We start from the raw sequence: 26,097 nt of genomic DNA, 5'->3' as shown, positions 1-26,097 counted from the left end.
GGGCGGCAAACTGGGGTGAGGTGTTACCCTTACGCATTCCGTCGTCGGCAAAGGTCGGCGCGTATCCATAAACAGCGAGACCACCATGCAGATCGCCGAAAATTCCGTTGCCTCCTTTCACTACACGCTTACCGACGACAACGGCCAGGTCCTCGATAGCTCCGAAGGGCGCGAGCCGCTGACCTACCTGCACGGCACCGGCCAGATCGTGCCGGGCCTGGAAAAGGCAATGACTGGCCGCGTGGCCGGCGACCAATTCAAGGTCGAAGTCGCTCCCGCTGAAGGCTACGGTGTACATCACGCCGAACTGGTGCAGGCGGTGCCGCGCGAAGCATTCCAAGGCGTTGACGATATTCAGCCTGGTATGCAGTTCCAGGCTCACGGCCCGCAGGGCGTGGTGCATGTCACCGTCACCCAGGTCGACGGCGAGACCGTGCATATCGACGGCAACCATCCCCTGGCCGGACAGACGCTGCATTTCGACATTCATGTGACCGAAGTGCGCGAAGCGAGTGCGGAAGAACTGGCGCACGGGCATGTGCATGGGCCGGGTGGGCATCATCACTGATCCGAAGTGCAGATCGAGCCCCTCTCCCCTCGGGAGAGGGGTTGGGGTGAGGGTGCGATCAGCGCGTGATTGTCACTACTTGCGCAAGACGATGGCATCGCGCTTCGCCCGAACCCTCACCCGCCTCTCGGCACCCTCTCCCGTAGGGAGAGGGATTCACCAAGGCAGTTTCGTAGTCGGAAAAAGAAACAGGGCTCAGTACCAGTCCAGCAACGAAACCCCTACACCCAGATACGTGGCGTTGTGGTTGTAGTCGAGTATGTTCTCGCCATCGCCTTTGAACAGCTCCATGTACCCGCGGAAGTTGCCAGCTAGCGGGAAGCTCCAGGTAAAGCGCGCCGCGCCGTGCTGGTGGCTACCGCCGCGCAGTGAGTCGCGCAGCATCAAGCTGAATTCCTGGCCTTGCCATTCGTGGATGACTTGCACATCCGCACGGCCGATGTAATTGCTGATGTCCGGATTGTTATCGTCTTTGGCCTGTTCGGGAATGCGCCACCACGGGCGGAACATGATCGTCCAATTCGCGCGTTCGAAACCGATCTGCGCCATCACGCGGTTCCAGCTGCGGGAGAGCGGATCGGATTGACCATTGGATTGGTGATTGAGGCCGATGCTGAGCAACCGTCCGTCCCAGCCGAATACCTGGTAATCGGTGTTGAACACCAGCATGGCCTCGGGCTGATAATCGGTCTCGCGGAACGGGCGGGAATGCTTGGCGTTGTAAACCTGCCAATAAGAATCCTGGGTGTACCCCACCCACAGATCGCCCGTGTCGCCGAATACACCTTGCCAGATCTTGGTTTTCAAGCTGAGCTGGAACTTACCCTCTATATTCTGCATGCCCGTCGGCATCTGCACCGCGTTAACCGGATTCGGGCTGTACGGCAGGTTGTTCTGGTGCGTGGTACCGAAGAATGGCAGCACGTAAATGGGTTGATAACCACGCAGGTTGAACGTACCTAACTTGCTGTCTGGTGAAAGCTCCCAGCGGCTGTCCAGCAGCGAAAGCGGTGGAGACACGTTGCCGGTTGCAGCAGCGGTTTCGCGTTCGCGATGAAAAGCAGCGGTGTCCTGCGTAGCACTCGGCGTGATGCGTTTCTGTGCAGCGGGCATTTGAGTGCGCCCAGTGGCGCGGTCGTAGCAGATAAGCCGCTGTGCGTCGCTGTTGATGCCTGTGCAAGCCTTGATGTCGGCGGGATCGATGTGCTGAGCGTGCAGCGGCGAGAATCCCAAGCTGGCGCTTACGCCTAACAATAGACAGCTGATCCGATAATTCATGGAAGCTCCCCGAGCGCCAATCCGGGCGCGGCTGTGCCAAGTCTAGCCACCTTGTGTGCGAGTACAAAAAAAGCCGGCCATCGAAGGATGGCCGGCATAACGGGTGATTGAAAGAAGGTTATTTATCTCAGGTCTTTCAACCAATGCTCGTATTGCGCTTTGGAGATGCGGCTTCCATTGTTGGATGCGTACAGGAAGTCATTGGCCAGTGGCGGATACGCATTGGCATCGTCCTTGGTGATGTACTTCTTGCCGTTCGCCAGTTGCTCGAACGATGGGGGCGACATGGCAGGCTGAGTGGTAGGTACCGTGGAATTGATGGTGACCTGGCCCTGTGACGTGTTGTACGTCGCGCTGTTGCCAGTAGCGGCCGAGGATGAAGGCGTAGTGGACGGTGTCGGGCTGGTCGTAGTTTGGGTGGATGGTGCCGGCTGTGTCGGCATCGGTTGGCTTTGCGTTTGCGCCAGTGCGGACCCTGCCATAAGCAGGCTTGTGCCGAAGATACAGAACAATGTAGAGATGCGTTTTTTCATTGCGAGGGCTCCGTGCAGCGCTTGATATAGGCCTGCAAGGTTGCCGTTGGCATTGCTCGTCGACCCACCAAGCTGCAAATGCACGTTAGCAATGCAGCTTTAAATGCCAGCAAAATAGGCATGTCACCATTAAGTGAAGGTTTCTTCTTTTGAATGAACTCTTACTGGGCAAGAAAGCTCTAACACTCTCTAAGGCGCGAGTGTTGCAGTTGGCGGCGCAAGGATTACTGCAAGCACCACGTCGACGCGCACGGCGCGAAGATCTTATCGCCACGATCCAGCGCATGCGCTTGCTGCAGATTGACAGCATTCATGTCGTCGCACGCAGTCCTTATCTGGTGTTGTACGCGCGACTAGGCGATTACCCGCAAGCTTGGTTGGAAGAATCGCTAGAATCCGGGCGTATTGCCGAATGCTGGGCACACGAAGCTTGTTTTGTTACCGCAGCCGACATCGGCCTGCATCGGTCATGGCGTGCACAGGCGGAAAGCAATCATTGGGCGGATAAGCATGCGGCGCGTGCACGCGACGCCAACTTGCAGGAAATGCATGCCTTGCTCGAACGCGTACGCGCTTCTGGGCCGGTGCGCGCTTCCGATTTCGAACGTGCGGATCGCGGTGTTTCGGGCTGGTGGGAGTGGAAGCCGGAAAAGCGCTGGCTGGAAGCATGGTTTGCTTCCGGCGAATTGATGGTGACGCGTCGGGAACGCTTCCAGCGCGTGTACGACCTGGCCGAACGCGTGCTGGCCAAATTGGATCCGCCGATCAATGCTTCAGTATCGAGTTTGTCCCGGGATACGCTGCGGAAGCATTTCATTCTCGATAGCGTGCGCGCGCTTGGTATCACACAAGCGCGATGGATTGCCGACTATTTCCGCCTGAAGCCCGCGGTGGACGAACGCGAACTTGCCCCGTTGGTGTCATCCGGTGATTTGTTGCGCGTGGAGGTGGCTGGTTGGGATAGCGCCGCATACGTGCATCGTGATCATGCTGCGTTGCTGGATAGCGCGCGTGAGGGCCGTTTGCGCGCAACGCATACCGCGTTGCTTTCGCCTTTCGATCCACTCGTGTGGGATCGAGCGCGCGTGCGTGCCATGTTCGATTTCGATTACACGATCGAATGCTACGTGCCTGCGGCCAAGCGGCGTTACGGGTACTACGTTCTGCCGATTCTGCATCGCGGACGGTTGATTGGGCGCCTTGATGCCAAAGCGCATCGGGCTGAAGGCGTGTTCGAGGTCAAAGCCTTGTTTCTGGAAGAGGGTGTGACGCCGACCGAGCGGATGCTGGCGGACATGGCGCAAGCGATCGCGACGACCGCGGTCTGGCATGGCACGCCCAAGATCCGACTTGGACGATGCCGTCCCGCGCAGGTGGCATCTGCATTACGCGCGCACTGGCGTGGTTGACGTCAATGCGGGGTTGGGCCGCCGGAAGCCGGGTCGGTACAGGCACGGCTTTGCAGGGCATCGTGCAATTGCTGGGTCAGCCCCTCGCAGCGGCTGGCCAGATACGGGCGTACGCCAGGATCGCCGGCTTCCTGCAGCAGCGTGTCGCGCATCGCCTGGTAGTGCGTTTGCAGCGCATCAGCCGGGTAGGTGCCGGCCGCGCGGTGGCAAGCGAGATAGGTGTTCAGATAGGTATCGCAGGGGGCGATGCCAGTGATGGCTGGGGAGACGGAAGTGGCGGGCGGGACGGGTTTTTTAACCGCGTGGCTGCATCCGAAAAGAAACAGGGTGGATACCAAAAGCCCCGTTCTGGCCAGGTCAGTCCATCGAAAGATACCTGTCGCATTATCTTGTTTCATGGATCATCATTCACAAAGTCATCACAATTGATCACGTTAAGCATACCCGTTGGGCATTAAAGACGGCTCCTGAATGCCTAGTCGCTTTACGCCTTCATTTGCGGGTATGATGCGCACACTGTGTTTGCCAGGTCACCAGAGTCACGTGACCCGATGCAGCTGATTACGATCTGCCTCATCGCTTCACCCCCTTGGGTTTTCCTTTGCACACCAGTAAGCAGGCTCCGCTTGCGGGGCCGAGTCTCTTTTGTATGTTTGAAAACTTGAGTTTGGAGTGAGCAACAATGTCTGATCGTCAGATCGGTACCGTCAAATGGTTCAACGATGCCAAAGGTTTCGGCTTCATCAGCCGCGACAATGGCCCGGATGTTTTCGTGCATTTCCGCGCGATCCAGGGCAATGGCTTCAAGAGCCTGCAGGAAGGCCAAAAGGTGAGCTTCAAGGTGGTGCAGGGCCAGAAGGGTCTGCAAGCCGATGAAGTGATTCCGGCCTAATTGCCAAGATAGATCGAGATAGATCGATTTAAAAAAAGCCGGGCTAATGCCCGGCTTTTTTGTGCGCGCAAATTAAAGCTGCGATTAGCGAATGTGATTGGGCGCGTGAATTTTCCATCACATATCGATTCACGAAAATCACTATGCTTTGCGCCACTGGCTGGCCGGCAACTGCGTGTTCGCTAAGCATGTATGGCGAAGCGTGCGATTGGGATATCGGCGTGCCGGTAGCCGCTTGCTCGGGTGGGCAGCGGTTTTCTTAAAGTTAGCGCTTGAATGGATGGGGTAAGTCATGTCGGATAAGGCAACGGGCACAGTCAAGTGGTTCAACGACGCCAAGGGATACGGGTTCATCAGTAGTGACAAAGGCGGTGACCTGTTTGTGCATTTCAAATCGATCAAGGGCGACGGCTTCCGAACACTGAAGGAAGGCCAGAAAGTCCAGTTCGAGGTAAAGCAGGGACCGAAAGGCTTGCAAGCGGAAGATGTATCGGTGCTCTGACCCGGTTATTCCAATGGCGGAAAAGCCAGGCTTTTAGCCTGGCTTTTTTCGTTTCTGGGCGGGTGTCCAAGCGAGTCTGTCGCGTGAATTTCCCATCACATTTCATTTCACGGAAGTGATTATCCTGTGTTTACTGTGTCTGCTCGGTTAGGCGCGTTCGCCATGCGGTTTTGAACCCGCATGCTCCCACCCGATCTCGGCATGCCCAGTAAGCCGTCGGCTCGGGCGGGCCGACTGGTCTCAAAAGTTCGATGTTTGAATACGGAGTGATTTATGTCGGAACAACGCGAAACAGGCACAGTGAAATGGTTTAACGATGCCAAGGGTTTCGGTTTTATCAGCCGCGCCAATGGCCCCGATGTGTTCGTGCATTTCCGTGCAATCCAGGGCAATGGTTTCAAGAGCCTGAAAGAAGGCCAGAAGGTCGAGTTCAAAGTGGTGCAAGGACAAAAGGGGTTACAGGCGGATGAAGTGACCACGGGTTAGTCTTTGGCGCTTAATGACTTGAAGGCCGGCGTACTCGCCGGCCTTTTTGTATCTCTAGGTTATGCTGAGCCAATGTCCGCCTTTCCTGATTCGTCTTCGACGCATTCCATCTCCACCCTCATTACGCCTGTCGTGGCGACAGACGGTGCGCGCAGCGAATTGATCTGCGTGCAGCCCTTCGATTATCCAAAGCGGGTGATGTATTGGCTGCCTGCCATGGGCGTGCCAGCGAAACACTATCTACCCTTGGCGGAAGCGTTTGCCGCGCATGGCATTGCGATGGCTTTGCACGAATGGCGTGGTATCGGCTCCAGCGATCATCGTGCCGGCCGACGCAGTGACTGGAATTATCGCCAGTTGCTTGAGGCGGATGTGGCAGCAGGTATGCGTGAGGCCCGTGCACGCTGGCCGCAAGCAACGGTATGGATTGGCGGCCACAGTCTTGGCGGTCAGCTGGCGTGTCTCTATGCCAGCCTTCATAGCGATGAGGTTGCCGGCATCGCGCTGGTAGCGAGTGGAGCGCCTTATTGGCGAACCTTTGCGTATGCGCCATGGCTTCTTGCAGCGTTCGCGTTGGTCACTCCGCTGTCGCAACTGCTTGGCTATCTGCCGGGAAGACGTCTTGGCTTTGGTGGCAACGAAGCGCGTGGTGTGATTGCGGATTGGTCGCGCAGCGGGCGCACCGGGCACTATGCCGCGCACGGCATGGCGGTCGATTTCGAACAGCAGCTTGCGGCATTGCACTTGCCGGTACTGGCATTGCGCCTGCGTGACGACTGGCTTGCCCCATCGGCTTCTCTGGCTTGGCTGCTGGAGAAGATGCCGCGGGCAATAAAGCACGTCGGGATTGTCACCCCGGATCAGCTGGCGGGGCAGGCTGCGGATCATTTCACCTGGATGAAAGTGCCCGATGGCATCGCTGCGCAATGGGTGGACTGGATGGACACGTCTTCCGATACCCGTACTTGATGATCTTTCAATCGCCGCCATGTTGACGGTTTCGTTAGTCGTGACGGTGCCGCCATGAAGCTGTTCGAACCCTATGCCCAGCGAAGCCTGACGCTGCGCAATCGCATCGTGATCTCGCCGATGTGCCAATACTCCGCGCACGACGGTGTGCCGAATCAATGGCATGCCGCGCATCTTGGCAGCCGGGCTGTGGGTGGTGCGGGTGTGGTGATTACAGAAGCTAGTGCGGTATCGCCGGAAGGTCGCATTTCTGCCCACGACGCCGGCATCTGGAACGGTAAACACGTTGATGCGTGGCGACCCATTGCTGCATTCATCGCCGAACAAGGCGCTGTTCCGGGCATACAGCTGGCGCATGCGGGGCGCAAGGCCAGCGTGTTGCGTCCGTGGGAAGGCGGTGGTCCGCTGACTGCGGAGCAAGGCGCGTGGCAAACCGTGGCGCCCTCGGCGATTCCGTTTGACCAGGACTGGCATGTGCCGCAAGCCCTGGATAGCGATGGCATACGCAAGGTCGTAGCGGATTTTCGCGCGGCAGCGGTGCGCGCGAAGGAAGCTGGCTTCAAACTGATCGAACTGCATGGTGCGCATGGCTATCTGCTGCATCAGTTCCTGTCGCCGCTGAGCAATCAACGCAGTGACGCCTATGGCGGCAGTTTCGAGAACCGCACGCACCTGGTGCGGGAAGTGATTGCAGCCGTGCGCGAAGTGTGGCCGGACCATTTGCCGCTTTGGCTGCGCATCTCCGCGACGGACTGGGCGGATCACGGCTGGACCATCGACGATAGCGTGCGCCTGGCGAGCCAGCTATCCGCACTTGGCGTGGATCTGGTCGACGTCTCCAGCGGCGGCCTGGTACCGCATGTAAAGATTCCGCTTGGTCCCGGTTATCAGGTGCCGTTTGCGGCGCGTATTCGACAGGAGGCCGGCATCGCTACCGGCGCGGTCGGCCTGATTACCGAGCCGGCGCAGGCGGATGGCATCATCGCGGGTGGTGCGGCGGATGTGGTGCTGATCGCGCGCGCCAGTCTGCGCGATCCGTATTTCCCACGCCGTGCTGCACAGGAACTAGGTGCAACCCTTACGCCACCGGCGCAATATCAACGCGCCTGGTAAACGGAACACGCGCATGCAAGCCACGCCAACCCTGATCGAAAACGCCCGTCTGCACGATCTCGGCGATGGCTTCGTCGTACGGCGCATGTTGCCGGTGCTGTTGGCCCGCCATGTTGGACCGTTCGTGTTCTACGACCACATGGGACCCGCAGACTTTGCGCCAGGTAAAGGCCTGGACGTGAGGCCGCATCCGCATATCGGCCTGGCTACCGTCACATGGTTGTTTGAGGGCAGCATTCGTCATCGCGACAGCGTTGGCAGCGTGGCCGATATCACACCCGGCGCGGTGAACTGGATGACCGCCGGCCGTGGCATCGCCCATTCGGAACGTACCCCGCCGGATGCGCGCAAGAGCGGACAACGCATGCATGGCATCCAGGTTTGGGTGGCCCTGCCGAAAGAACACGAAGAAGTGGCGCCCGAGTTCCATCATCACGATGCCGCGAGCCTGCCGCGCATTCGCAAGCCCGGCGCGGAGCTGGCGCTGATCGCAGGCACCGCTTATGGCAGCGCATCGCCGGTAAAAGTGTTTGCACCGATGTTCTTCATTGAAGCGCGCCTGGAAGCAGGGGCCGAAATCCCACTGCCGGAAGAGCATGCCGAACGCGGCGTGCACGTGATCGAAGGCGAGGTAAGTTGGGGCGATCTCGCTCTTGGGCCGGCGCAGATGGCTGTGCAGACGGGCTCATCCGCTCCTGCTGTGCGCGCGAAGATCGACAGCCGCGTGATGTTCTTCGGCGGCGCGCCGTTGGATGGCGAGCGGCACCTTTGGTGGAACTTCGTATCGAGTTCACGCGAGCGTATCGAGCAGGCCAAGGCAGACTGGGCCGCGCAGCGTTTCGACAAAGTAGTGGGCGACGAAGAGGAATTCATTCCGCTGCCGGCGTGACGTCATGCAGCATGCATGCGCGAGCTGGCTGGATTACGCTGGATGTGATGGAACGTAGTGGAGACCCGTCATGTCCGCGTTCGCCAGCTTTCGCGATTTCTATCCTTACTACCTCAACGAACACCGCGATCGCCGTTGCCGCCGCCTGCATTTCATCGGCAGCTCGCTGGTGCTTTTGATTGTGGTGTTTGCCCTCGGCTCGGGCCAGCTAGTGTGGTTGTGGCTGGCGCCAGTCGTGGGTTATGGATTCGCATGGATCGGCCATTTCGCATTCGAGAAAAATAGGCCGGCCACGTTTCGCCATCCGTTGTATAGCTTGATGGGGGACTGGGTGATGTATTGGGAAGTGTTGCGCGGAAAAGTAAAAATTTAATTGCGTAGGTTTCGCGCAAGCTCACTTTCTCGGTATCAAAGCAAGGGCAGGTGTGCCACAAGTCACGCCGCAATCTTTTTCGCCTGAATGTGCACCAACGTGTCATATAAGCCAGACAACCGATCCATGGCGCGCGCGTTACATTTCGGGCTCTCTGCTCGAGTTCGATAGCGGGATTGTCGGCGCATGAACGAAATCGTCACTTCTGCGATACGCACGGATGCTTCGTATCGGCGTCATGCGCTTGAAGATAGTGCAGGCTTGGCCGGCTCATCGGTGGTCCACAAAAGATCCTGGACGCAAGCACGCTCAAACATGGCGTGGATGCTGGCGATCGTGCTGCTTGGCTTGATGGCGCGGTTGTTTCGCATCGACCATCAACCGCTGTGGCTGGACGAAGCATTGACGCTGCAGCGCATTCATCTTGGCCTGAGCGGACTAATGGCCGACAGCTTCACCAATCGGCACATGCCGACTTATTTCTTGCTGCTGCGGGTGGTGTCTCCCTTCTTTGGCACCGGTGATGACTGGTTGCGCATTCCCTCGGCGTTGTTCGGTGCGATGTCGGCGGGCATGGTGTTCGTTATCGCCAGTCGCATTGGCAGCCGCAACGCAGGCATCGTTGCCGGTTTGTTGATGGCGTTGTCGCCATTGCAGGTGCAGTACGGACAAGAAGCGCGTTCCTACACGCTGGTGACGTTGCTGATCGCAGTGGCCCTTTGGGGCTTGCTGCGACTTGCGGAACAACCGTTGCGCGCATCGATTGATGTGCGTCGCTCGGACGCCGATCGGATGGGCTGGGGCGCCTACGTGCTTAGCACGATCGCAGCGCTGGACGTGCTTGGGGATGCAGTGCCGTGGCTGATCGCATCCAACCTTTCCTTGTTGCTGATCTGGCGCAGTCTCGCTGACTTGTCCAGCGCGCGAGCTTTTTGTCGGAACTGGATAGGGAGCGTCATAGCGATCATCGCCTGCACGGCTCCTTTCTACGCCGCGATTTTTGCAGCCAGCGACGGGCACATGCTGCAGAAGTTCGACTGGATTCCGCAGATGAGCTGGCAGCACATGTGGGTGGTGGCCGGCAGCGTCTATCTGATGCGCATGGTGGCGGTGGTCAAGTTCGATCTGATGCACACGGCGGTACCTTTGCTTGGAGCCATGGTGGCTTTGGCTGGATGCATGGGCCTGTTCCGCATGCGTGCGAAGCTGCAAGGCCGTGTGCTGTTGTTGAGCGTGTTGGTGCTGCCGCTCTTGATCCTGAGTATCTCGTTGTTCAAGTCGATGCTGCTCCCTCGCTACGTGCTATGGAGTGCGGTGCCGTTCTTCGTACTGGTGGGACTGGGTGCGGATGTGCTGCCGCGCCGGGCGTGGGCTATGGCTGCGACGCTGCTGTTGCTGTTGGGTGTAGTGAACCTGGGGCCGGTCTATCGCATGGAGACCAAGCCGCGCTGGGACATGGCGGCTGCGACGCTGGCGGCCAACGTGCGGCCCGGCGATACCGTGTTCACCGGCGATCCAAATGCACCCACCATGCTCTCGGTGTTGCATCCGAAGGGCGAGCTTCCGCTCGAATCCACCACGCTGGTCACTTCGCAACTGGACGAAGCGCTGGCGCGCTGGCGGCAAGGCAGCCGCGTATGGGCGGTGAACGGACGCTCGGCGCTAGGGCAGCGCGAAGAGCTGTCGGATTTCAAGAACCGCGTAGCCGCGCTCGGCACGCCAGTGGTGGAAATTCCTCAGGGCAAGGAAATCACCATTCTGATGTTCCCTGCGCCTGACGAAGTCGAGCCGAATTAGTCCGTGCCGAATTAATCCATGGATTAGGGTGCAAACCCCAACCTGCATCAGCGGAATTGCTGGTGACATTGGTGGCACGCTTCGTCCACCGGCTTAAGCGCCGCGGCCAGGGCCGGGCAATCCGCCGGTGCAGCCTGAGTCGCCGACTGCAAGGCGCTGCGTAGGTGCGTGGCGATTTCGTTGAATGGTTGCGGCGCATCCGGAAAGACGGCAGGGATATCCGCCGCAATCATCTGCATATGCTGCAGCTGATCGAGATTTGCAGCGGCTTCGCAGCGTTGTCCCTTCACCGCCTGCTGCAACTGGTGACGATGGAAACCCATGGTCACCATCAGTGCCTCCGGGAACGGATTTCGCTCGCTCAGCGCGCGCATGGTGAACACGGTGCCGATGATGCCGATGACCAAGCCGAGCACGATCAGAAGCGCTGCGCGCATTGCTTTTCCTTTCCGAAGGGCATTGGGCTTGGAGAATACCCCCAGGCTGCTTTGGAGTCCCTTAGGCCAGGTAAAATAGGGGGTCTTTTCGAACCTGGTATCAGCGTGACTCCTTGCGTTCCTGAAACGGCAGCCGGTGGCTGCCCATGAGCGGTGCGTATCCCACCGAGCGTTTTGAAGGTGTCGAGCGGTTGTACGGCGCCGGCAGCGTCGCGCACCTGATGCACAAGCATGTCTGTGTGATTGGCATTGGCGGTGTCGGCTCCTGGGCGGCGGAGGCGCTGGCGCGTTCCGGCGTAGGGCGACTTACGTTGATCGACGCGGATGAAGTGTGCGTGTCCAACACCAACCGCCAGTTGCACGCGCTGGATGGTGAATACGGCAAGCCCAAAGTAGGCGTGATCGCGGCGCGTGCGCATGCGATCAATCCGGCAATTCGGCTGGAGGCGATCGAGCGTTTTCTTACCCCCGCAGCGTTGGACGAACTGCTCGATCGTGGTTACGACGTGGTGTTAGATGCCTGCGATGCGTTCCGCGTAAAGCTGGAAGCCATCGCCTGGTGCCGCCGCCGCAAGCTGCCGATGGTAACGGTGGGGTCGGCCGGTGGTCGCACCGATCCCACGCAGATTCGTGTGCGCGATCTTTCGCGCACCGAGCACGACGCCATGTTCAGCCTGATCCGCAAAAAGCTCCGCCAGGATTTCGGCTTTCCGCGCAATCCGGATCGCTACTTCGGCGTTTCGGCGGTGTATTCGCTGCAGAACGTGCAGTACCCGCAACCGGATGGCACCGTGTGCGGCACACGGCCACCCGGCGGAGATTCGTTGAATCTTGCTTGCGGTGGCGGCTTGGGGGCCGCCACGCATGTCACCGGCGCGTTTGCTTTCGCAGCGGTCGGCAAAGTGCTGGAAAAGTTGCTGGAACGTTAGTCCCGTTTTATCAGCTCCGGTTTACCAACCCATGTATTGCCCACCGTTGATCTTCAGATTCGTGCCGGTGATCCAGCTGGTTTCATCGGTAGTGAGGAACACCACCGCGTGGGCTATTTCTTCCGGTGTGCCAAGGCGCCCTACCGGGATCTGCGCGATGATCTTCTCGCGCACTTCCTCCGGCACCGCCATCACCATGTCAGTAGCGACATAGCCCGGCGAAACCGTGTTCACGGTAATGCCGAACCTGGCGTTCTCCTGCGCCAGTGAAATGGTGAAGCCATGCATGCCAGCCTTGGCCGCTGCGTAGTTGGCCTGTCCGTATTGGCCCTTCAAGCCGTTGATGGAGCTGATTTGCACGATGCGGCCCCATTTGCGGGTGCGCATGTCCTCGATCACCGGGCGGGTGACGTTGAAGCAGGCGTTGAGGTTGGTGTTCACCACGTCCATCCACTGCTGGTAGGTCATCTTGTGGAAAGTGGTGTCGCGAGTGATGCCGGCATTGTTGACCAGGATCTCCACCGGGCCGACCTTGTGGTGGATGGCGTTGATCATGTTTTCGCAGGAAGCCGGATCAGTCACATCGCCCGCCACCAGGGTGACCTCAATGCCGTCCTGCTTCATTGCATGGTGCCAAGCCTGGGCCTTGGCTTCATCACGGTAGTTCGTGACAACTTTATGTCCCTGTTTGGCCAAGTGCCGCACGATGGCGGTACCAATGCCGCCGGTGCCGCCCGTGACGAGTGCCGTACGCTGTGTCATGCGTGATCTCCTTGTAATGTCTACGTAATAGGCCCCGCGCAAGTTGCGCGAACCGGTTGAGGTTATACGCAGACATCATGAAGGCATAGCGGTTCTCGGCATCACGGTACGACTGCGCATCGGTTCGTTATACAGGGTTAAGCGACCCGATGATCGCTGCATTGCGTCAACTGATGCGGATCGAATTGCCGGAGTGCGACTTCCAGCAATTCCAGCGGATAGACGGCTGTTTCATCGGGAGCTATGCCCAAAAACGAGAGTGCGCGACGCAGTGCATGCATCGGGTTGGAGGGATCGATTTCCTGCGAGCGTTCGGACTTCGATAATTTGCGGCCATCACTGTCCAGCACCAACGGCAGATGCAGGTAACCCGGCGTTGGCAAACCCAGGCAGCGTTGCAGCCAGATCTGTCGTGGCGTGGAATCCAGGAGATCGCTGCCGCGCACGACCTGGGTGATGCCCTGCCATGCATCGTCCACCACGCAGGCAAGCTGGTAGGAATAGAAACCTTCGACACGGCGGATCACGAAATCGCCCACGACTTCCCGCAGCCGCTGTTGTTGCGACCCTTGCAGCTCGTCGAAGAAGGCAATGCATTCATCGGGCACACGGATGCGCCAGGCTGGTGCGCGATGGAGGTCAGGAGGCGCGATGCAATGGCCATCGCGATGAATGCCTCCCGTTGCGGCCAGATCGCTGCGGCTGCACCAGCAGGGAAATACCAGCTCGGCCTCCCTCAATTGCTCGAACGCCGCGTCGTAGGCGGCGATACGGGATGATTGATAGATAGCGGGTTCATCGGCCGTCATTCCGAAGCCGGGCAGGGCGCTAAGGATGGCCGCCGCTGAGCCCGGCACTTCTCGCGGCGGGTCGATGTCTTCCATCCGCACCAGCCAGCGTCCATTCGCATGGCGCGCGCACAGCCAACTGCCCACGGCGGCGACCAGGGAGCCTGCATGCAGGAGACCCGTAGGGGAGGGAGCGAAGCGTCCGCGATAGTTCATCGCGTCATTCTACGTAAGCTGACCGGGTGGCCGATGTCAGGGGCGCTACGTGCGCTTAACCCTTGAAATGCTTCCATTTCACCCGAATCTCTAGCTCCGGTTTACTATTGCTTCCCTTCGGAGCGACCCTTTAAGGACGACTATGCGCCGCATCGCACTTTTCCTGCTTACCAACATCGCTGTCCTGCTACTGCTCAGCATCGTCTGCCATCTGTTTGGCATCGACCAATGGGCGGCCGCGCGTGGTTACGGCGGCATGGGCGGGCTGCTTGTCTACGCCGCGGTGTTCGGCATGGGCGGTGCCTTCATCTCGCTGGCCATGTCCAAGTGGATGGCGAAGATGAGCACCGGCGCGCGCGTGATCGAGCAGCCGCAGAACGAAGCCGAGCGCTGGTTGGTCGATACCGTGCGGCGCCATGCGCAGAACGCCGGCATCGGCATGCCTGAAGTGGCGGTCTACGACGCGCCGGAAATGAACGCCTTCGCCACCGGCATGAGCAAGAACCATGCGCTGGTCGCCGTAAGCACCGGCTTGCTGCAGCAGATGGACCGCGAGCAGATCGCCGCGGTGCTCGGTCATGAAGTGGGTCACGTCGCCAACGGCGACATGGTTACGCTGACCTTGATCCAGGGCGTGCTCAATACACTGGTGATCCTGGCTGCGCGCATCGTCGGTCGCCTGGTCGACAGCTGGCTTTCGGGTGGTCGTGACAATCGCGAAGGTGGCGGCATTGGCTACTTCGTATCGGTGATGGTGCTGCAGCTGGTGTTCGGTCTGTTTGCGTCGATGATCGTGATGGCTTTTTCACGCTGGCGCGAATTCCACGCCGATGCGGCAGGTGCCAAGCTTGCCGGTCGTGGTGCCATGATCTCCGCACTGCAGCGCTTGCAGCTCAACCATGGTGAAAGCACATTGCCGAAGACGATGGCTGCCTTCGGCATTTCTGGCCCGCTGGCGCAAGGCCTGCAACGCCTGTTCATGAGCCATCCGCCGCTGGAAGAGCGCATCGCGGCGCTGCAAAAGCAGCAGATGTGATGCATATGGATTTCCCCCTCTCCCCTCCGGGGAGAGGGTAGGGTGAGGGGCGAATCTAGCGGCATCGCCAGATTCGAAGCGTGGCCCTGTTGAAGTCTGGGGCAAGCCTTGTCCCCTCACCCCTCCACCCCTCTCCCCAGAGGGAAGATGGGCTTAAGTTTTTTTCATTGCCTGACAACTTTCGACGACACCATGACCACCACAACCGAAACCCGCAAATTCGAAGCCGAAGTCGCCCAGGTACTGCATCTGGTGACGCATTCGTTGTACTCGCACAAGGAAATTTTCCTGCGCGAGCTGATCTCCAACGCCTCGGATGCTTGCGACAAGCTCCGTTTCGAATCCATCGCCAAGCCGGAGCTGCTCACCGGCGATATCGAGCTGCACATCGACGTAAGTTGGGATGCCGATAAGCGCACCATTACCGTGCGTGACAATGGCGTGGGCATGAGCCGCGATGAAATTGTCGCCAACATCGGCACCATTGCCAGCTCCGGCACTCGCCGCTTTCTGGAAGCGATGAGCACTGAGCAGAAAAGTGACGCGCGCCTGATCGGCCAGTTCGGCGTCGGCTTCTACTCGGCTTTCGTCGTGGCGGACAAGGTCACCGTACTCAGTCGTCGTGCCGGCCTGCCGACTAGCGAAGGCGTAAAGTGGGAAAGCGACGGCAAAGGCGAATATTCGCTGGAACAGGTGGAACTGCCCGAGCGTGGCACCGCAATTGTGTTGCACCTGAAAGCCGATGAGGACGAGTTCCTCAAGCGCTGGGAATTGCGTTCGCTGATCACGCGCTACTCCGACCACGTTGCGTTCCCGATCCGCATGCCGGTGGAGAAAGACGACAAGCCCAGCGACGAATGGGAAACCATCAACGCCGCCTCGGCCTTGTGGACGAAGCCCAAGAGCGAGATCAGCGACGAGGATTACCAGAGTTTCTACAAGTCGCTGGGCCACGATTTCAACGATGCCCTGGCTTGGACGCACAACCGCGTCGAAGGCAATCAGAGCTACATCACGCTGCTCTACCTTCCCTCGCAACCGCCGTTTGAATTGATGATGGGCGGCCGCGACGAGCGCAAGGGACTGAAGCTGTACATCAAGCGCGTCTTCATCATGGATGCGGCCGAAGAGCTGCTGCCGAACTACCTGCGCTTCGTGCGTGGCGTGGTGGATGCCGATGATCTTCCGCTTAACGTAAGCCGCGAAATCCTGCAGAAGAACCGCCAGCTCGAGCGCATCAAGGCCGCTTGCGTGAAGCGCGTGCTCGACCTGATCGAAAAACTGGCTAAGGACGAGCCAGAGAAGTTCCAGACCTTCTACAAGGCGTTCGGCAACACGCTCAAGGAAGGCATCGTGGAAGACCATGCCAACCGCGAGCGCATCGCCAAGCTACTGCGCTTTGCTTCCACCAAGGGCGAGGGTAGTGCGCAATCCGTGTCGTTGGATGATTACATCACCCGCATGCCGGTGAGCCAGGACACCATCTGGTACATCACCGCCGACAGCCATGCCGCTGCAGCGGGCAGTCCGCAGTTGGAAGCGTTCAAGGCCAAGGACATCGAAGTGCTGCTGATGTCCGATCGTATCGACGAATGGATGCTGGGCAGCTTGAACGAATACGCTGGCAAGAAGCTGCGCAACGTCGCCAAGGGTGAATTCCCATTGGACGAGGAAGCGAAGAAACAGCAGGAAGAAGCGAGTAAAGCCGCCGAGCCGTTGCTGAAGAAGCTCAAGGATCTGCTGGGTGATCGCGTGGGCGATGTGAAGGTATCCGCGCGCCTTACGGATTCGCCGTCGTGCCTGGCGCTATCCGATTATGAAATGGCACCGCATCTGGCGCGCCTGTTGCGTGAGGCTGGGCATGACATGCCCTCCAACAAGCCGACGCTAGAGATCAATCCGCAGCATGCATTGCTCAAGCGCGTGGAAGCGGAAAGCGATGAGAGCAAGGCGAAGGACCTGGCCAATCTGCTGCTGGAACAGGCGGAGATTACGGCGGGTGCGCAGTTGCCCGATCCGGCCGCGTTCGTGCAGCGCTTGAATCGCGTACTGCTTGGTTGAGCGCATCCTGATTTCCCTCTCCCCTCCGGGGAGAGGATTAGGGTGAGGGCCAATCTTGCGAAGGACATGTAGATTGGGGTGCAAACCCAACCTAGCGAACTCGCATACATGGCGATGTTAGGGTTTGCACCGCAACCTACGTGGCAGCGACATGCAAACGAGGCAAGTGCATCCCCCACACAACTGCCAGCAAACGCATCAAAAGGATCACCACCACGCCCACGCTTATAGCAATGCCACGTGGTGCACCGAGCTTCTGTAAAACCAAATACGCGAGGATTCCGGCAATCGCCGCCGTCGCATAGAGATCCTGCTGAAAGATCAAAGGCACCCGCGCAGTCATCACATCGCGCAGCATGCCCCCTGCGGTGCCGGTCATCGTCCCCATCAGCACTACGATCAACCACGACAATTTCGCAGCTTCCGCAATCTGCGCTCCGCTGATCGCAAACAGCGCCAAACCCAAGGCATCCGCAATCAAGAAGCCATGACCCGGTGGTGGAAAGAATGCGATATAGACCATCGTCAGCGCAGAGGCGACCAGAATCACCAGCAGATAGCGCGCATCCCGCACCCAGAAAATCGGATGGCGATTGAGCAGTACGTCACGTAAGGTGCCGCCACCGATCGCAGTCAATGCGGCCAGCGCCAGGCCGCCGAGCAGATCCATGTTCGAACGCGCGGCGACCAGCACACCGCTCACGGCAAATACCGCCACCCCGATCAGATCCAGCAGATAAAGCAGCATGCGGATTCCCCATCAGCTCGTTCGCCAGGCTTGCGGCGGCTTGCCCGCGTTCCCACTTACCATGCGTCGCCGCCGATAATGCCACGATGAAACACGCAGCCCACGAACCGCTCAACGAAGTACGCGCCGATGTCTGGCTCTGGGCCGCGCGCATTTACAAAACGCGCAGCCTGGCCAAGCAGGCCATCGACGGCGGCAAGGTCGATGTGAACGGCGCCGGATGCAAGGCTTCCAAGGCGCTGCACGTGGGCGATCGAGTGCGCCTGACCCGCGGCGAGGAGCGACTGGAGCTGGAAATCCTGGCGCTTTCGGAGCAGCGCGGGCCGGCCCCCGTGGCACAGGCGCTCTACTGTGAAAGCGAAGCAAGCCGGCTGGCGCGCGAACAGGCCCGGGAGCAGCGGCGCCTGAGCGGGGCGGGTCTAAACCGCCCTCCAACCCGCCCCAACAAGCAGGAACGTCGAGAATTGCGACGGCTTAAAGATTTTCCCTGAGCAGCACATCTCAGAAATCCATCTGGAAGTGCGTGAATATCCTTGCAAAAGCAGGTAGCCCCGGAGAGGGTGCTGCGAACTGGGGATATAAGGGGGAAACACATGAGCGGAATCGACTTCTTCAAACGGTTGTTGGGCGGCCAAGCGACGGATAACTCGCAGCAGGCAAATCTGCTGCAAGCAGCCGCAGGCCTGCGCACCTTGGTGGTGGACGATTCCCCGACCATCCGTGCAGTGCTAGGCAAAATGCTTGGCCAGGAAGGCTATGCGGTGCAGAAGGCCGTCGACGGCGAAAGCGCGATCGAACTGGCCAAAGCCGAGCAGCCCGAATTGATTTTTCTCGACATCGTGCTGCCGGGCGTGAATGGTTTTTCCGTGCTGCGCACCTTGCGCCACGATCCGCTTACCCAGCACATCCCCATCGTGATGATCAGCGGCAACCAGCAGGCGACCGAGCAGTTCTACGTGCAGCGCTTCGGTGCGGATGATTTCATCAAAAAGCCTTTCGGTCAGCGCGAAGTGCAGCGCTCCATCGATCAACTGGTTCGCGCCGAACGGTTGCCTGTGCGTGTGCCGATGCCAGCCGTCACCGTGCCTGCAGCCGCTGCGGCCACTCCGTACGATGAACTTCGCAGCACGATCTCGGGTATGGCTGCATAAATTTTTCTACCCCTCGGTAAACCGCCTGACTTCAGACGGAAACGCCGCAGCGTGGTGACGCTGCGGCGCTTTTTTTCCTGCATTCCTCTTTGCGATTACGCGAGATCGAAGCGATCGAGGTTCATCACCTTGGTCCATGCCGCCACGAAATCGCGGACAAACTTCTGCTGTGCATCCGAACTTCCATAGACTTCGGCCAAGGCACGAAGCTGCGAATTCGAACCGAAGACAAGGTCGGCACGCGTACCGGTCCACTTGATGTCGCCGGTCTTGCGGTCGCGTCCTTCAAACACGTCCTGGTCGTCTGAGGCCGCCTTCCACTCTGTTCCCATGTCGAGCAAGTTGACGAAGAAGTCGTTGGTCAACGCTTCCGGCCGCTTGGTGAAGACGCCGTGCTTGCCGCCGCCAACGTTGGTATTCAGAGCGCGCATGCCGCCAACCAGTACGGTCATCTCGGGGGCGCTCAGCGTCAGCAATTGCGCTTTGTCCACCAGGAACACTTCGGCCGGCACGCTGTACTTGCCCTTGAGGTAATTGCGAAAGCCGTCCGCAACCGGTTCGAGCACGGCGAAGGATTCCATGTCGGTCTGCTCCAGCGAGGCATCCATGCGGCCTGGCGTGAATGGTACCGTCACGACCACACCCGCATTCCGCGCAGCCTGTTCGACACCCGCGCTGCCAGCCAGAACAATCAAATCGGCGAGTGAAATCTTCTTCCCGCCGGACTGCGCACTGTTGAATGCCTGCTGGATCCCTTCGAGCGTGTTCAGCACTTTCGCCAATTGCTCAGGCTGGTTGGCCGCCCAGTCCTTTTGCGGAGCAAGGCGAATGCGCGCACCGTTCGCACCACCGCGCTTGTCGGAGCCGCGGAAGGTGGATGCCGACGCCCAGGCGGTTGAGACCAGTTGAGAAACGGACAAGCCCGAAGCCAGGATCTTGGTTTTGAGCGCGGCGATATCCTGCGCATCAACCAGTTTGTGATCGATCGCGGGGATTGGGTCTTGCCAGATCAACGCTTCAGCTGGCACTTCAGGGCCCAGATAACGTGCGCGCGGTCCCATGTCACGGTGCGTCAGCTTGAACCATGCACGAGCGAAGGCGTCGGCGAACTGGTCCGGATTTTCGAGGAATCGCCGCGAAATTTTTTCGTACGTCGGGTCGAAGCGCAGGGAGAGGTCGGTGGTCAGCATCGAAGGTGCATGACGCTTGGCGCGGTCATGCGCATCCGGCACCGTGCTGGCGCCTGCGCCGCCCTTTGGCGTCCATTGATGCGCACCAGCCGGGCTCTTCGTCAGTTCCCACTCATAGTCGAACAGGTTCGAGAAGAAGTTGTTGCTCCACTTGGTCGGCGTGCTGGTCCAGGTGACTTCCAGGCCGCTGCCGATGGCATCGCCACCTTTGCCGCTGCCGAAGCTGCTCTTCCAGCCCAGGCCTTGTGCTTCGATGCCCGCCGCTTCCGGTTCCGCGCCTACATGCGATGCCGGACCTGCGCCATGGGTTTTGCCGAAGGTATGGCCGCCGGCAATCAGGGCCACGGTCTCTTCGTCATTCATGGCCATGCGCCCGAACGTCTCGCGGATGTCCTTGGCTGCGGCGAGTGGATCAGGGTTGCCGTTCGGGCCTTCCGGGTTCACGTAGATCAAACCCATCTGCACAGCAGCGAGTGGATTGTCGAGCTGCCGGTCGCCGGAGTAGCGCTTGTCGTCAAGCCATGTCGTTTCGGAGCCCCAATTGACGTCTTCTTCCGGCTCCCATACATCCGGGCGGCCACCGCCGAAACCAAATGTCTTGAAGCCCATCGATTCCAGCGCGACGTTACCGCTGAGAATCATCAGGTCGGCCCAGGAAATCTTGTCGCCGTACTTCTGCTTGATCGGCCAGAGCAGTCGGCGTGCTTTGTCCAGATTGACGTTGTCCGGCCAACTGTTGAGCGGGGCGAAACGTTGCTGACCAGCACCGGCGCCTCCGCGGCCATCACCGGTGCGGTATGTGCCGGCGCTGTGCCACGCCATGCGAATGAACAAGGGGCCGTAATGACCGAAGTCTGCCGGCCACCAGTCCTGCGAGTCGGTCATCAGCGCATGCAGATCTTTCTTCAGCGCATCGTAGTCGAGTCCGTTGAACGCCTCGGTGTAATTGAAATCCTTACCCATTGGGTCGGACAAGGAGGAGTGCTGGTGCAGGATCTTCAGATTCAACTGGTTCGGCCACCAATCCCGGTTGGTCGGACCACCGTTACCGGCGTGGTTGAACGGGCATTTCGATGCACCCGAAGCAGTGGTCGATATTTGAGGGTCTTTGCTCATGGCTGAATTCCTTTTTGCTAGGAAGAGTGGCTGGCGTCGGCTGGCTTCCAGTTCAATCTACGCGCACATGTACTTCGCGGGAATTGAATTGTTCTGATGCATTCCATAGGCGTGAGCTATGGCTAAAAATGCCAGCATCCGATGAAGGCCGAAGCGCTATTCATCACCGCGGCGGTGAACGCGCGGTGACGAACATGTTGCCGTGGAAAGAACGTTTCAGTCGGCGGACGAGCCGATCAGCTCCAGCGCCATCGCACGTGCTGCACGCCGCACCTCGTCGGCGAACGAGGGGTCGTCGATGGTGCGTGCCAGCACCATGCCGCCCACGCAGAGAGCAGTAATCGCCAAACTGCGCTCGCGGGCGTTGTCGTTGCCTTCGCCATCCATGCAGCTAGCCAGCATGGTGGCCATATGCTCGAACAAGCAGCGGTAGGCATATCGCACGCGAGGCCCTGCGCGCGCGGCGTCGGAAGGCAGTGCGATCATCGGACATTGGCCTTCGACATCTTCCAGGTGGGCCGTGGACAAGTAGGCCTCCACGAACTGACGCCCCATCGCAACACCGCAAGCAGCAGGGTCGAATCGTATGTCGTCCCAGCGCTCGGCCGGATTGAAATGCAGATAAGCCGAGACCGCTTCGGCGAACAGTTCTTCTTTGGTTTTGAAATGGTTGTAGAAACCGCCGCGAGTGAGGCCAGCTCGCCGCATGATTTCATCGATGGAGACTTCCTCGAAGCCACGGCGATTGAACAGTTCACGCGCGCATTCGACGATGCGCTGGCGGGTCTTCTGCTTGTGTTCGGCGGTAAAAGGCATGGCTCTGGGGGAGGTTGGCCGGAACGAGGAGAGCCTACTCTGGAAACAAAATATGTTCTTGAACATATGTAGGGTACTGACAAACTTCCCGGTGCTTACTTCCCCACACCCCCAAGGAGACAGTGATCATGAAGCTGTACTACGCAGAGACCATGAACCCGCGCAAGGCGTGCGCAGTGGCGAAATATCTCGGCTCACCGGTGGAATATGTCCGGGTGGATCTGAGCCGAGGTGAGCACCGCAAGCCCGAGTTCCTGGCATTGAACCCCAACGGCAAGGTACCGCTGCTGATAGATGGCGACATACATTTATGGGAGAGCACCGCGATCATGGCGCATTTGGCGGTGAAGGCTGGCTCCGATCTGTGGCCCAGCGACGCCGCCAGCCAAGTCGAAGTGCTGCGGTGGCTGTCATGGGATATCGCCCATTTCTCGCGCCACGGCGGCACGCTGTATTTCGAGCATCACGTCAAGCCATTCTTAGGTCTGGGTGATGTCAACACGGCCGCCGTGGACGAAGCCACCGGGTTCTACAAGCGCTTTGCGACGGTGCTCGATGCGCATTTGGCGCAGCATGACTATCTGGTCGGCGACAAGCTGAGCATTGCGGATTTCGGCGTAGGCGTACTGTTGCCGTGGACCAAGGAGGCACGCCTGCCGGTTGATGGGTTCGCCAACATTGCTCGCTGGCACAATCAGTTGATGACGTTGCCTGCATGGCGCGAACCGTTCCCGGCACCGCTGCCGGCTGCGGCCTGAGCAGTTTCGACTACGCCGCGCCTATTTGGCGCGGTGTAGTCACACCAAAGCCTTCAGTCGATACAGAACCTCCAACGCTTCGCGTGGCGTCAGCGCATCAGGATCGACGTCCTTAAGCGCACGTTCGGCCGCGGAAGGTTCGGGCGGTGCAAACAAACCCAGTTGTGGTGACGGCTCGTGCTGAAGCGATGGCTTGGCAACATGCGCATGCATGCCATTTTCCAGCTGAGCCAGCGTTTTGCGCGCATCGGCAATCACCGATTTCGGCAGGCCCGCCAGCGCGGCCACTTGCAGGCCGAAGCTGCGATTGGCCGGGCCTTCCTTCACCGCGTGCATAAACACTAGCTGGTCGCCGTATTCGACGGCATCCAGGTGTACGTTGGCAATGCTGGCGTATTCGGCAGCGAGTTCAGTCAGCTCAAAATAATGCGTGGCGAACAACGTGTAAGCCTTGCTGTTCGCAGCCAGATGCACGGCGGCGGCGCGCGCGAGCGCCAAACCGTCGTAAGTACTGGTGCCGCGTCCCACTTCATCCATCAACACCAGGCTTTGCGGCGTGGCGTTGTGCAGAATGTTCGCTGTCTCGCTCATTTCCACCATGAAGGTGGATTGGCCACGCGAAAGATCGTCGCCGGCACCGATGCGGGTGAAGATGCGATCGATCGGGCCGATCACCGTGCGTGAGGCGGGTACGTAACTGCCGATATGCGCCAGCAACACGATCAACGCGTTCTGGCGCATATATGTCGATTTACCGCCCATGTTCGGGCCGGTGATCACCAGCATGCGGCGATGCTCATCGAGCGTCAAATCGTTCGGCTCGAACGGCTCCTCGCGCACTTTTTCTACGACGGGATGGCGGCCGCGTTCGATCCGAAGGCCGGGTTCATCGGTAAGCTCTGGCGCACTCCAGTCCAGAGCTTCGGCGCGTTCGGCCAGCGTGCACAGCACATCCAGCTCGGCCATGGAGGCGGCGGCGTGCTTGAGCGGCTCGAGCTGTTCGGTGAGCGTGTCGAGTAGGGCTTCGTACAAGGCGCGCTCGCGCATCAGCGAGCGTTCCTTGGCGGAGAGCACTTTGTCTTCGAAGGTTTTCAGTTCTTCGGTGATGTAGCGTTCGGCGTTTTTGGTGGTTTGCCGGCGCGTGTAATGCGTGGGTGCCTTGTCCGACTGCGCCTTGCTGATTTCGATGTAATAACCGTGTACTCGGTTGTAGCCGACCTTCAGCGTGGGAATGCCGCTGGCGGCTTTTTCGCGCTCTTCCAATTCCACCAAGTATTGATCGGCGTGCGTGGCGAGACGGCGAAGTTCGTCCAGCTCGGCGTCATAGCCGTCGGCGATGATGCCGCCGTCGCGCAGCAACACCGGTGGTTGTTCGACGATGTACCGCTTCAGAAGATCGGCTGTGGCAGCGTGATCGCCGATACCGTCGACCAGATCGTGCAGCAGCGGGCTGTCCAACGAGGCGATGGATTCACGCAAAACCGGTGCGGCGGCCAAACCATCGCGCAGCGTGGACAGGTCGCGTGGACGAGCAGAGCGCAACGCCACGCGCGCAAGGATGCGTTCCAGATCACCGATGCCCCGCAACTGCTCGCGCAAGGTTTCATGGCATCGCGTTTCGATCAACGCACCGATCGCCTGGTGCCGACGACGCAACGTATCGCGCGAACGCAGCGGACGATTGAGCCAACGACGCATCAGGCGCGCGCCCATCGGCGTTACGGTTTCATCCAGCACGCCGAGCAGGGTGTGTTCGACGCGTCCGCTTGGATGCGTATCCAGTTCCAGATTGCGGCGCGTTGCGGCATCCAGCGCGATGGTTTCGCTGGCGCTTTCCACGGCCATGCCGGAAAGATGCGGCAGCGCGCTCTTCTGCGTTTCTTCCACATAGCCGAGCAAGCAGCCGGCGGCGGCGATCGCAAGCGGCAGATTGTCGACGCCGAAGCCCGAAAGATCACGTGTGCCGAAAAAACGATTGAGCTCGCGCCGTGCTGCATCGCTGTCGAAATGCCACGGCGGGCGCTTGCGCAGACCGGGCAGAGTGCTGACCAGTTTCGGCCAAGCGACGTCTTCACCAGCCAGCGTTTCCGCCGGCTGCAGGCGTGCCAGTTCTGCGGCGAGCGCTTCCGCATTCGGCACTTCGCTCAACAAAAAACGTCCGCTGGAAAGATCCACCCACGCAAGGCCGTAACTACCGTTTGCGCCGGCTGCGATCGCCAGCAGCAAGTTGTCGCGGCGTTCTTCAAGCAGTGCTGCATCCGTCACCGTACCTGGCGTGACGATGCGCACCACTTTGCGTTCGACCGGTCCTTTCGCCAACGCCGGATCACCGATCTGCTCGCAGATCGCCACGGATTCGCCGAGCCGCACCAGCTTGGCCAGATAGTTCTCGACGGCGTGATATGGCACGCCCGCCATCGGAATCGGCTGTCCCGCGGACTGCCCCCGCTGCGTGAGCGTAATGTCCAGCAAACGCGCCGCCTTGCGCGCGTCGTCATAGAACAGCTCGTAGAAATCGCCCATGCGGAAGAACAGCAACACGTCCGGATGCGCGGCTTTGGCCGCAAGGTATTGGCGCATCAAAGGGGTGTGCAGTGAAAGTTCGTCCTGATTCATGCGGTCGAGTCTTGGCGTCGTAGAGTAAGGCGAGTAAAACGGGGCGTTTGCAAGACGCGGAGTTTCGCATGGAGTTGTTGTCGGTTCCTACTGACGTCCAGTTGGGCGCGCTAGCTACGCGCATTGCGGCTGCGATGCAGCAGCATAGGCTGATGCTGGCCGCTGCTGAATCCTGCACTGGCGGTTGGATCGCCAAGACGTTGACCGATCTGTCGGGCAGTTCCGCTTGGTTCGAGGCGGGCGTAGTGAGCTACAGCAACGAAGCCAAGATGTCGCTGCTCGGCGTGCGCAGAGAAACGCTCGAGCGCAGCGGTGCAGTGAGCGAGGAGACGGTGTTGGAGATGGTGTCTGGCGCGCTGGATCGCCTGCATGCTGACGTGGCGGTGGCAGTCACCGGCATCGCCGGGCCTACAGGTGGCACGCCGGAGAAGCCCGTCGGCACAGTGTGGATTGGCTGGCGGCGGCGCGGTGGTGCGGCACGCGCCCAGCTGTTTCATTTCGCGGGTGATCGCGAAGCCGTGAGGCGACAGACGGTGGCGGCAGCCCTCGAAGGCGTGCTGGCGACGCTGACGGACTGAGTAGAAATTGACCAGCTTTCCGTGTTGACCGATGTGGGATACTCAGATCCACCTCTCCCGCATCCCAGCCCGTGAGACTAAGACCG

General features: G+C 59.7%; 27 protein-coding genes. 17 read left to right on the top strand and 10 right to left on the bottom strand.

Translation table 11 applies throughout. The features are described 5' to 3' along the window. Window positions 1-85: 85 nt before the first annotated feature. The gene (locus tag QQJ86_RS15980; protein ID WP_284321959.1) at window positions 86-568 is read left to right on the top strand and encodes an FKBP-type peptidyl-prolyl cis-trans isomerase; all 483 of its coding nucleotides are present in this window, start codon (window positions 86-88) and stop codon (window positions 566-568) included. A gap of 195 nt (window positions 569-763) precedes the next feature. Here QQJ86_RS15980 and QQJ86_RS15975 read toward each other — a convergent pair whose 3' ends face one another. Together QQJ86_RS15975 and QQJ86_RS15970 are read right to left on the bottom strand one after the other, a co-directional pair. Further along, window positions 764-1,846: a phospholipase A gene (locus tag QQJ86_RS15975; RefSeq protein WP_284321958.1), complete on the bottom strand. Its 1,083-nt coding sequence runs from the start codon at window positions 1,844-1,846 to the stop codon at window positions 764-766. A gap of 122 nt (window positions 1,847-1,968) precedes the next feature. Further along, the gene (locus QQJ86_RS15970; RefSeq protein ID WP_284321957.1) at window positions 1,969-2,379 is read right to left on the bottom strand and encodes a hypothetical protein; all 411 of its coding nucleotides are present in this window, start codon (window positions 2,377-2,379) and stop codon (window positions 1,969-1,971) included. 149 nt (window positions 2,380-2,528) lie between these two features. Between QQJ86_RS15970 and QQJ86_RS15965 the strand changes: the two genes are divergently transcribed. Further along, window positions 2,529-3,788: a winged helix-turn-helix domain-containing protein gene (locus tag QQJ86_RS15965; protein ID WP_284321956.1), complete on the top strand. Its 1,260-nt coding sequence runs from the start codon at window positions 2,529-2,531 to the stop codon at window positions 3,786-3,788. A 2-nt stretch (window positions 3,789-3,790) separates the two neighbouring features. Here the strand turns inward: QQJ86_RS15965 and QQJ86_RS15960 are convergent, their stop codons facing one another. Next, a complete protein-coding gene (locus tag QQJ86_RS15960) occupies window positions 3,791-4,186 on the bottom strand; it encodes a hypothetical protein (RefSeq protein ID WP_284321955.1) in 396 nt (131 codons plus the stop codon). 284 nt (window positions 4,187-4,470) lie between these two features. On the opposite strand from QQJ86_RS15960, the gene QQJ86_RS15955 reads away from it, so the two are divergent. From QQJ86_RS15955 to QQJ86_RS15920, 8 genes are all read left to right on the top strand, one after another. Continuing rightward, a complete protein-coding gene (locus tag QQJ86_RS15955) occupies window positions 4,471-4,680 on the top strand; it encodes a cold-shock protein (RefSeq protein ID WP_115479759.1) in 210 nt (69 codons plus the stop codon). A gap of 292 nt (window positions 4,681-4,972) precedes the next feature. Further along, window positions 4,973-5,182, top strand: a complete 210-nt coding sequence (locus tag QQJ86_RS15950) for a cold-shock protein (RefSeq protein ID WP_284321954.1) — start codon at window positions 4,973-4,975, stop codon at window positions 5,180-5,182. 273 nt (window positions 5,183-5,455) lie between these two features. After that, window positions 5,456-5,668 (top strand): cold-shock protein, encoded by a 213-nt coding sequence (locus QQJ86_RS15945; protein WP_284321953.1) that lies wholly within the window; start codon window positions 5,456-5,458, stop codon window positions 5,666-5,668. 72 nt (window positions 5,669-5,740) lie between these two features. After that, a complete protein-coding gene (locus tag QQJ86_RS15940; RefSeq protein ID WP_284321952.1) occupies window positions 5,741-6,637 on the top strand; it encodes an alpha/beta hydrolase family protein in 897 nt (298 codons plus the stop codon). Window positions 6,638-6,691: 54 nt separating this feature from the next. Continuing rightward, the gene (locus QQJ86_RS15935; RefSeq protein ID WP_284321951.1) at window positions 6,692-7,750 is read left to right on the top strand and encodes an NADH:flavin oxidoreductase/NADH oxidase; all 1,059 of its coding nucleotides are present in this window, start codon (window positions 6,692-6,694) and stop codon (window positions 7,748-7,750) included. A 13-nt stretch (window positions 7,751-7,763) separates the two neighbouring features. After that, window positions 7,764-8,639 (top strand): pirin family protein, encoded by an 876-nt coding sequence (locus QQJ86_RS15930; protein WP_284321950.1) that lies wholly within the window; start codon window positions 7,764-7,766, stop codon window positions 8,637-8,639. A gap of 70 nt (window positions 8,640-8,709) precedes the next feature. Then, complete coding sequence (locus QQJ86_RS15925) at window positions 8,710-9,012, top strand: Mpo1-like protein (protein WP_284321949.1); 303 nt, start codon at window positions 8,710-8,712, stop codon at window positions 9,010-9,012. A gap of 186 nt (window positions 9,013-9,198) precedes the next feature. Continuing rightward, the gene (locus QQJ86_RS15920) at window positions 9,199-10,809 is read left to right on the top strand and encodes a glycosyltransferase family 39 protein (protein ID WP_284321948.1); all 1,611 of its coding nucleotides are present in this window, start codon (window positions 9,199-9,201) and stop codon (window positions 10,807-10,809) included. Window positions 10,810-10,856: 47 nt separating this feature from the next. On the opposite strand, the gene QQJ86_RS15915 is transcribed toward QQJ86_RS15920, so the two are convergent. Beyond that, window positions 10,857-11,246, bottom strand: coding sequence for a cytochrome C (locus tag QQJ86_RS15915; RefSeq protein ID WP_284321947.1), 390 nt, complete (start codon window positions 11,244-11,246; stop codon window positions 10,857-10,859). Window positions 11,247-11,392: 146 nt separating this feature from the next. Between QQJ86_RS15915 and QQJ86_RS15910 the strand changes: the two genes are divergently transcribed. Then, window positions 11,393-12,175, top strand: a complete 783-nt coding sequence (locus QQJ86_RS15910) for a tRNA threonylcarbamoyladenosine dehydratase (RefSeq protein WP_284321946.1) — start codon at window positions 11,393-11,395, stop codon at window positions 12,173-12,175. Window positions 12,176-12,196: 21 nt separating this feature from the next. Here QQJ86_RS15910 and phbB read toward each other — a convergent pair whose 3' ends face one another. Further along, window positions 12,197-12,937 carry an acetoacetyl-CoA reductase gene (phbB, locus tag QQJ86_RS15905; RefSeq protein ID WP_284321945.1) on the bottom strand — a complete coding sequence of 247 codons (741 nt, stop codon included), beginning with the start codon at window positions 12,935-12,937 and terminating at the stop codon, window positions 12,197-12,199. 137 nt (window positions 12,938-13,074) lie between these two features. Continuing rightward, a complete protein-coding gene (gluQRS, locus tag QQJ86_RS15900; RefSeq protein WP_284321944.1) occupies window positions 13,075-13,941 on the bottom strand; it encodes a tRNA glutamyl-Q(34) synthetase GluQRS in 867 nt (288 codons plus the stop codon). Between the two features lie 142 nt (window positions 13,942-14,083). On the opposite strand from gluQRS, the gene htpX reads away from it, so the two are divergent. Both htpX and htpG read left to right on the top strand, forming a co-directional pair. Continuing rightward, window positions 14,084-14,977: a protease HtpX gene (htpX, locus tag QQJ86_RS15895; RefSeq protein WP_284321943.1), complete on the top strand. Its 894-nt coding sequence runs from the start codon at window positions 14,084-14,086 to the stop codon at window positions 14,975-14,977. 192 nt (window positions 14,978-15,169) lie between these two features. After that, entirely contained in the window at window positions 15,170-17,038 is a 1,869-nt protein-coding gene (htpG, locus tag QQJ86_RS15890; RefSeq protein WP_284321942.1) for a molecular chaperone HtpG, read from the top strand. Between the two features lie 136 nt (window positions 17,039-17,174). Here htpG and QQJ86_RS15885 read toward each other — a convergent pair whose 3' ends face one another. After that, a complete protein-coding gene (locus QQJ86_RS15885; protein ID WP_284321941.1) occupies window positions 17,175-17,786 on the bottom strand; it encodes a trimeric intracellular cation channel family protein in 612 nt (203 codons plus the stop codon). Window positions 17,787-17,872: 86 nt separating this feature from the next. On the opposite strand from QQJ86_RS15885, the gene QQJ86_RS15880 reads away from it, so the two are divergent. Continuing rightward, window positions 17,873-18,277 (top strand): RNA-binding S4 domain-containing protein, encoded by a 405-nt coding sequence (locus QQJ86_RS15880; RefSeq protein WP_284321940.1) that lies wholly within the window; start codon window positions 17,873-17,875, stop codon window positions 18,275-18,277. Window positions 18,278-18,379: 102 nt separating this feature from the next. Continuing rightward, window positions 18,380-18,937 (top strand): response regulator, encoded by a 558-nt coding sequence (locus QQJ86_RS15875; protein WP_284321939.1) that lies wholly within the window; start codon window positions 18,380-18,382, stop codon window positions 18,935-18,937. Window positions 18,938-19,032: 95 nt separating this feature from the next. On the opposite strand, the gene katG is transcribed toward QQJ86_RS15875, so the two are convergent. Both katG and QQJ86_RS15865 read right to left on the bottom strand, forming a co-directional pair. After that, window positions 19,033-21,243 (bottom strand): catalase/peroxidase HPI, encoded by a 2,211-nt coding sequence (gene katG / locus QQJ86_RS15870; RefSeq protein ID WP_284321938.1) that lies wholly within the window; start codon window positions 21,241-21,243, stop codon window positions 19,033-19,035. A 216-nt stretch (window positions 21,244-21,459) separates the two neighbouring features. Continuing rightward, window positions 21,460-22,059, bottom strand: a complete 600-nt coding sequence (locus QQJ86_RS15865; RefSeq protein ID WP_284321937.1) for a TetR/AcrR family transcriptional regulator — start codon at window positions 22,057-22,059, stop codon at window positions 21,460-21,462. 128 nt (window positions 22,060-22,187) lie between these two features. Here QQJ86_RS15865 and QQJ86_RS15860 point away from each other — a divergent pair, with 128 nt between their 5' ends. Further along, on the top strand, window positions 22,188-22,817 hold the full coding sequence (locus QQJ86_RS15860; RefSeq protein WP_284321936.1) for a glutathione S-transferase family protein: 630 nt from the start codon (window positions 22,188-22,190) through the stop codon (window positions 22,815-22,817). A 39-nt stretch (window positions 22,818-22,856) separates the two neighbouring features. Here QQJ86_RS15860 and mutS read toward each other — a convergent pair whose 3' ends face one another. Next, window positions 22,857-25,433 carry a DNA mismatch repair protein MutS gene (gene mutS / locus QQJ86_RS15855; protein WP_284321935.1) on the bottom strand — a complete coding sequence of 859 codons (2,577 nt, stop codon included), beginning with the start codon at window positions 25,431-25,433 and terminating at the stop codon, window positions 22,857-22,859. Between the two features lie 68 nt (window positions 25,434-25,501). Between mutS and QQJ86_RS15850 the strand changes: the two genes are divergently transcribed. Beyond that, window positions 25,502-26,011 carry a CinA family protein gene (locus QQJ86_RS15850; protein ID WP_284321934.1) on the top strand — a complete coding sequence of 170 codons (510 nt, stop codon included), beginning with the start codon at window positions 25,502-25,504 and terminating at the stop codon, window positions 26,009-26,011. Window positions 26,012-26,097 lie beyond the last annotated feature (86 nt).

The organism is Dyella acidisoli, from assembly GCF_030160295.1.
Classification (GTDB): Bacteria; Pseudomonadota; Gammaproteobacteria; order Xanthomonadales; family Rhodanobacteraceae; genus Dyella_B; species Dyella_B acidisoli.
The sequence above is the reverse complement of the archived record's forward strand: the minus strand, read 5'-3'. Positions and strand labels throughout refer to the sequence as shown.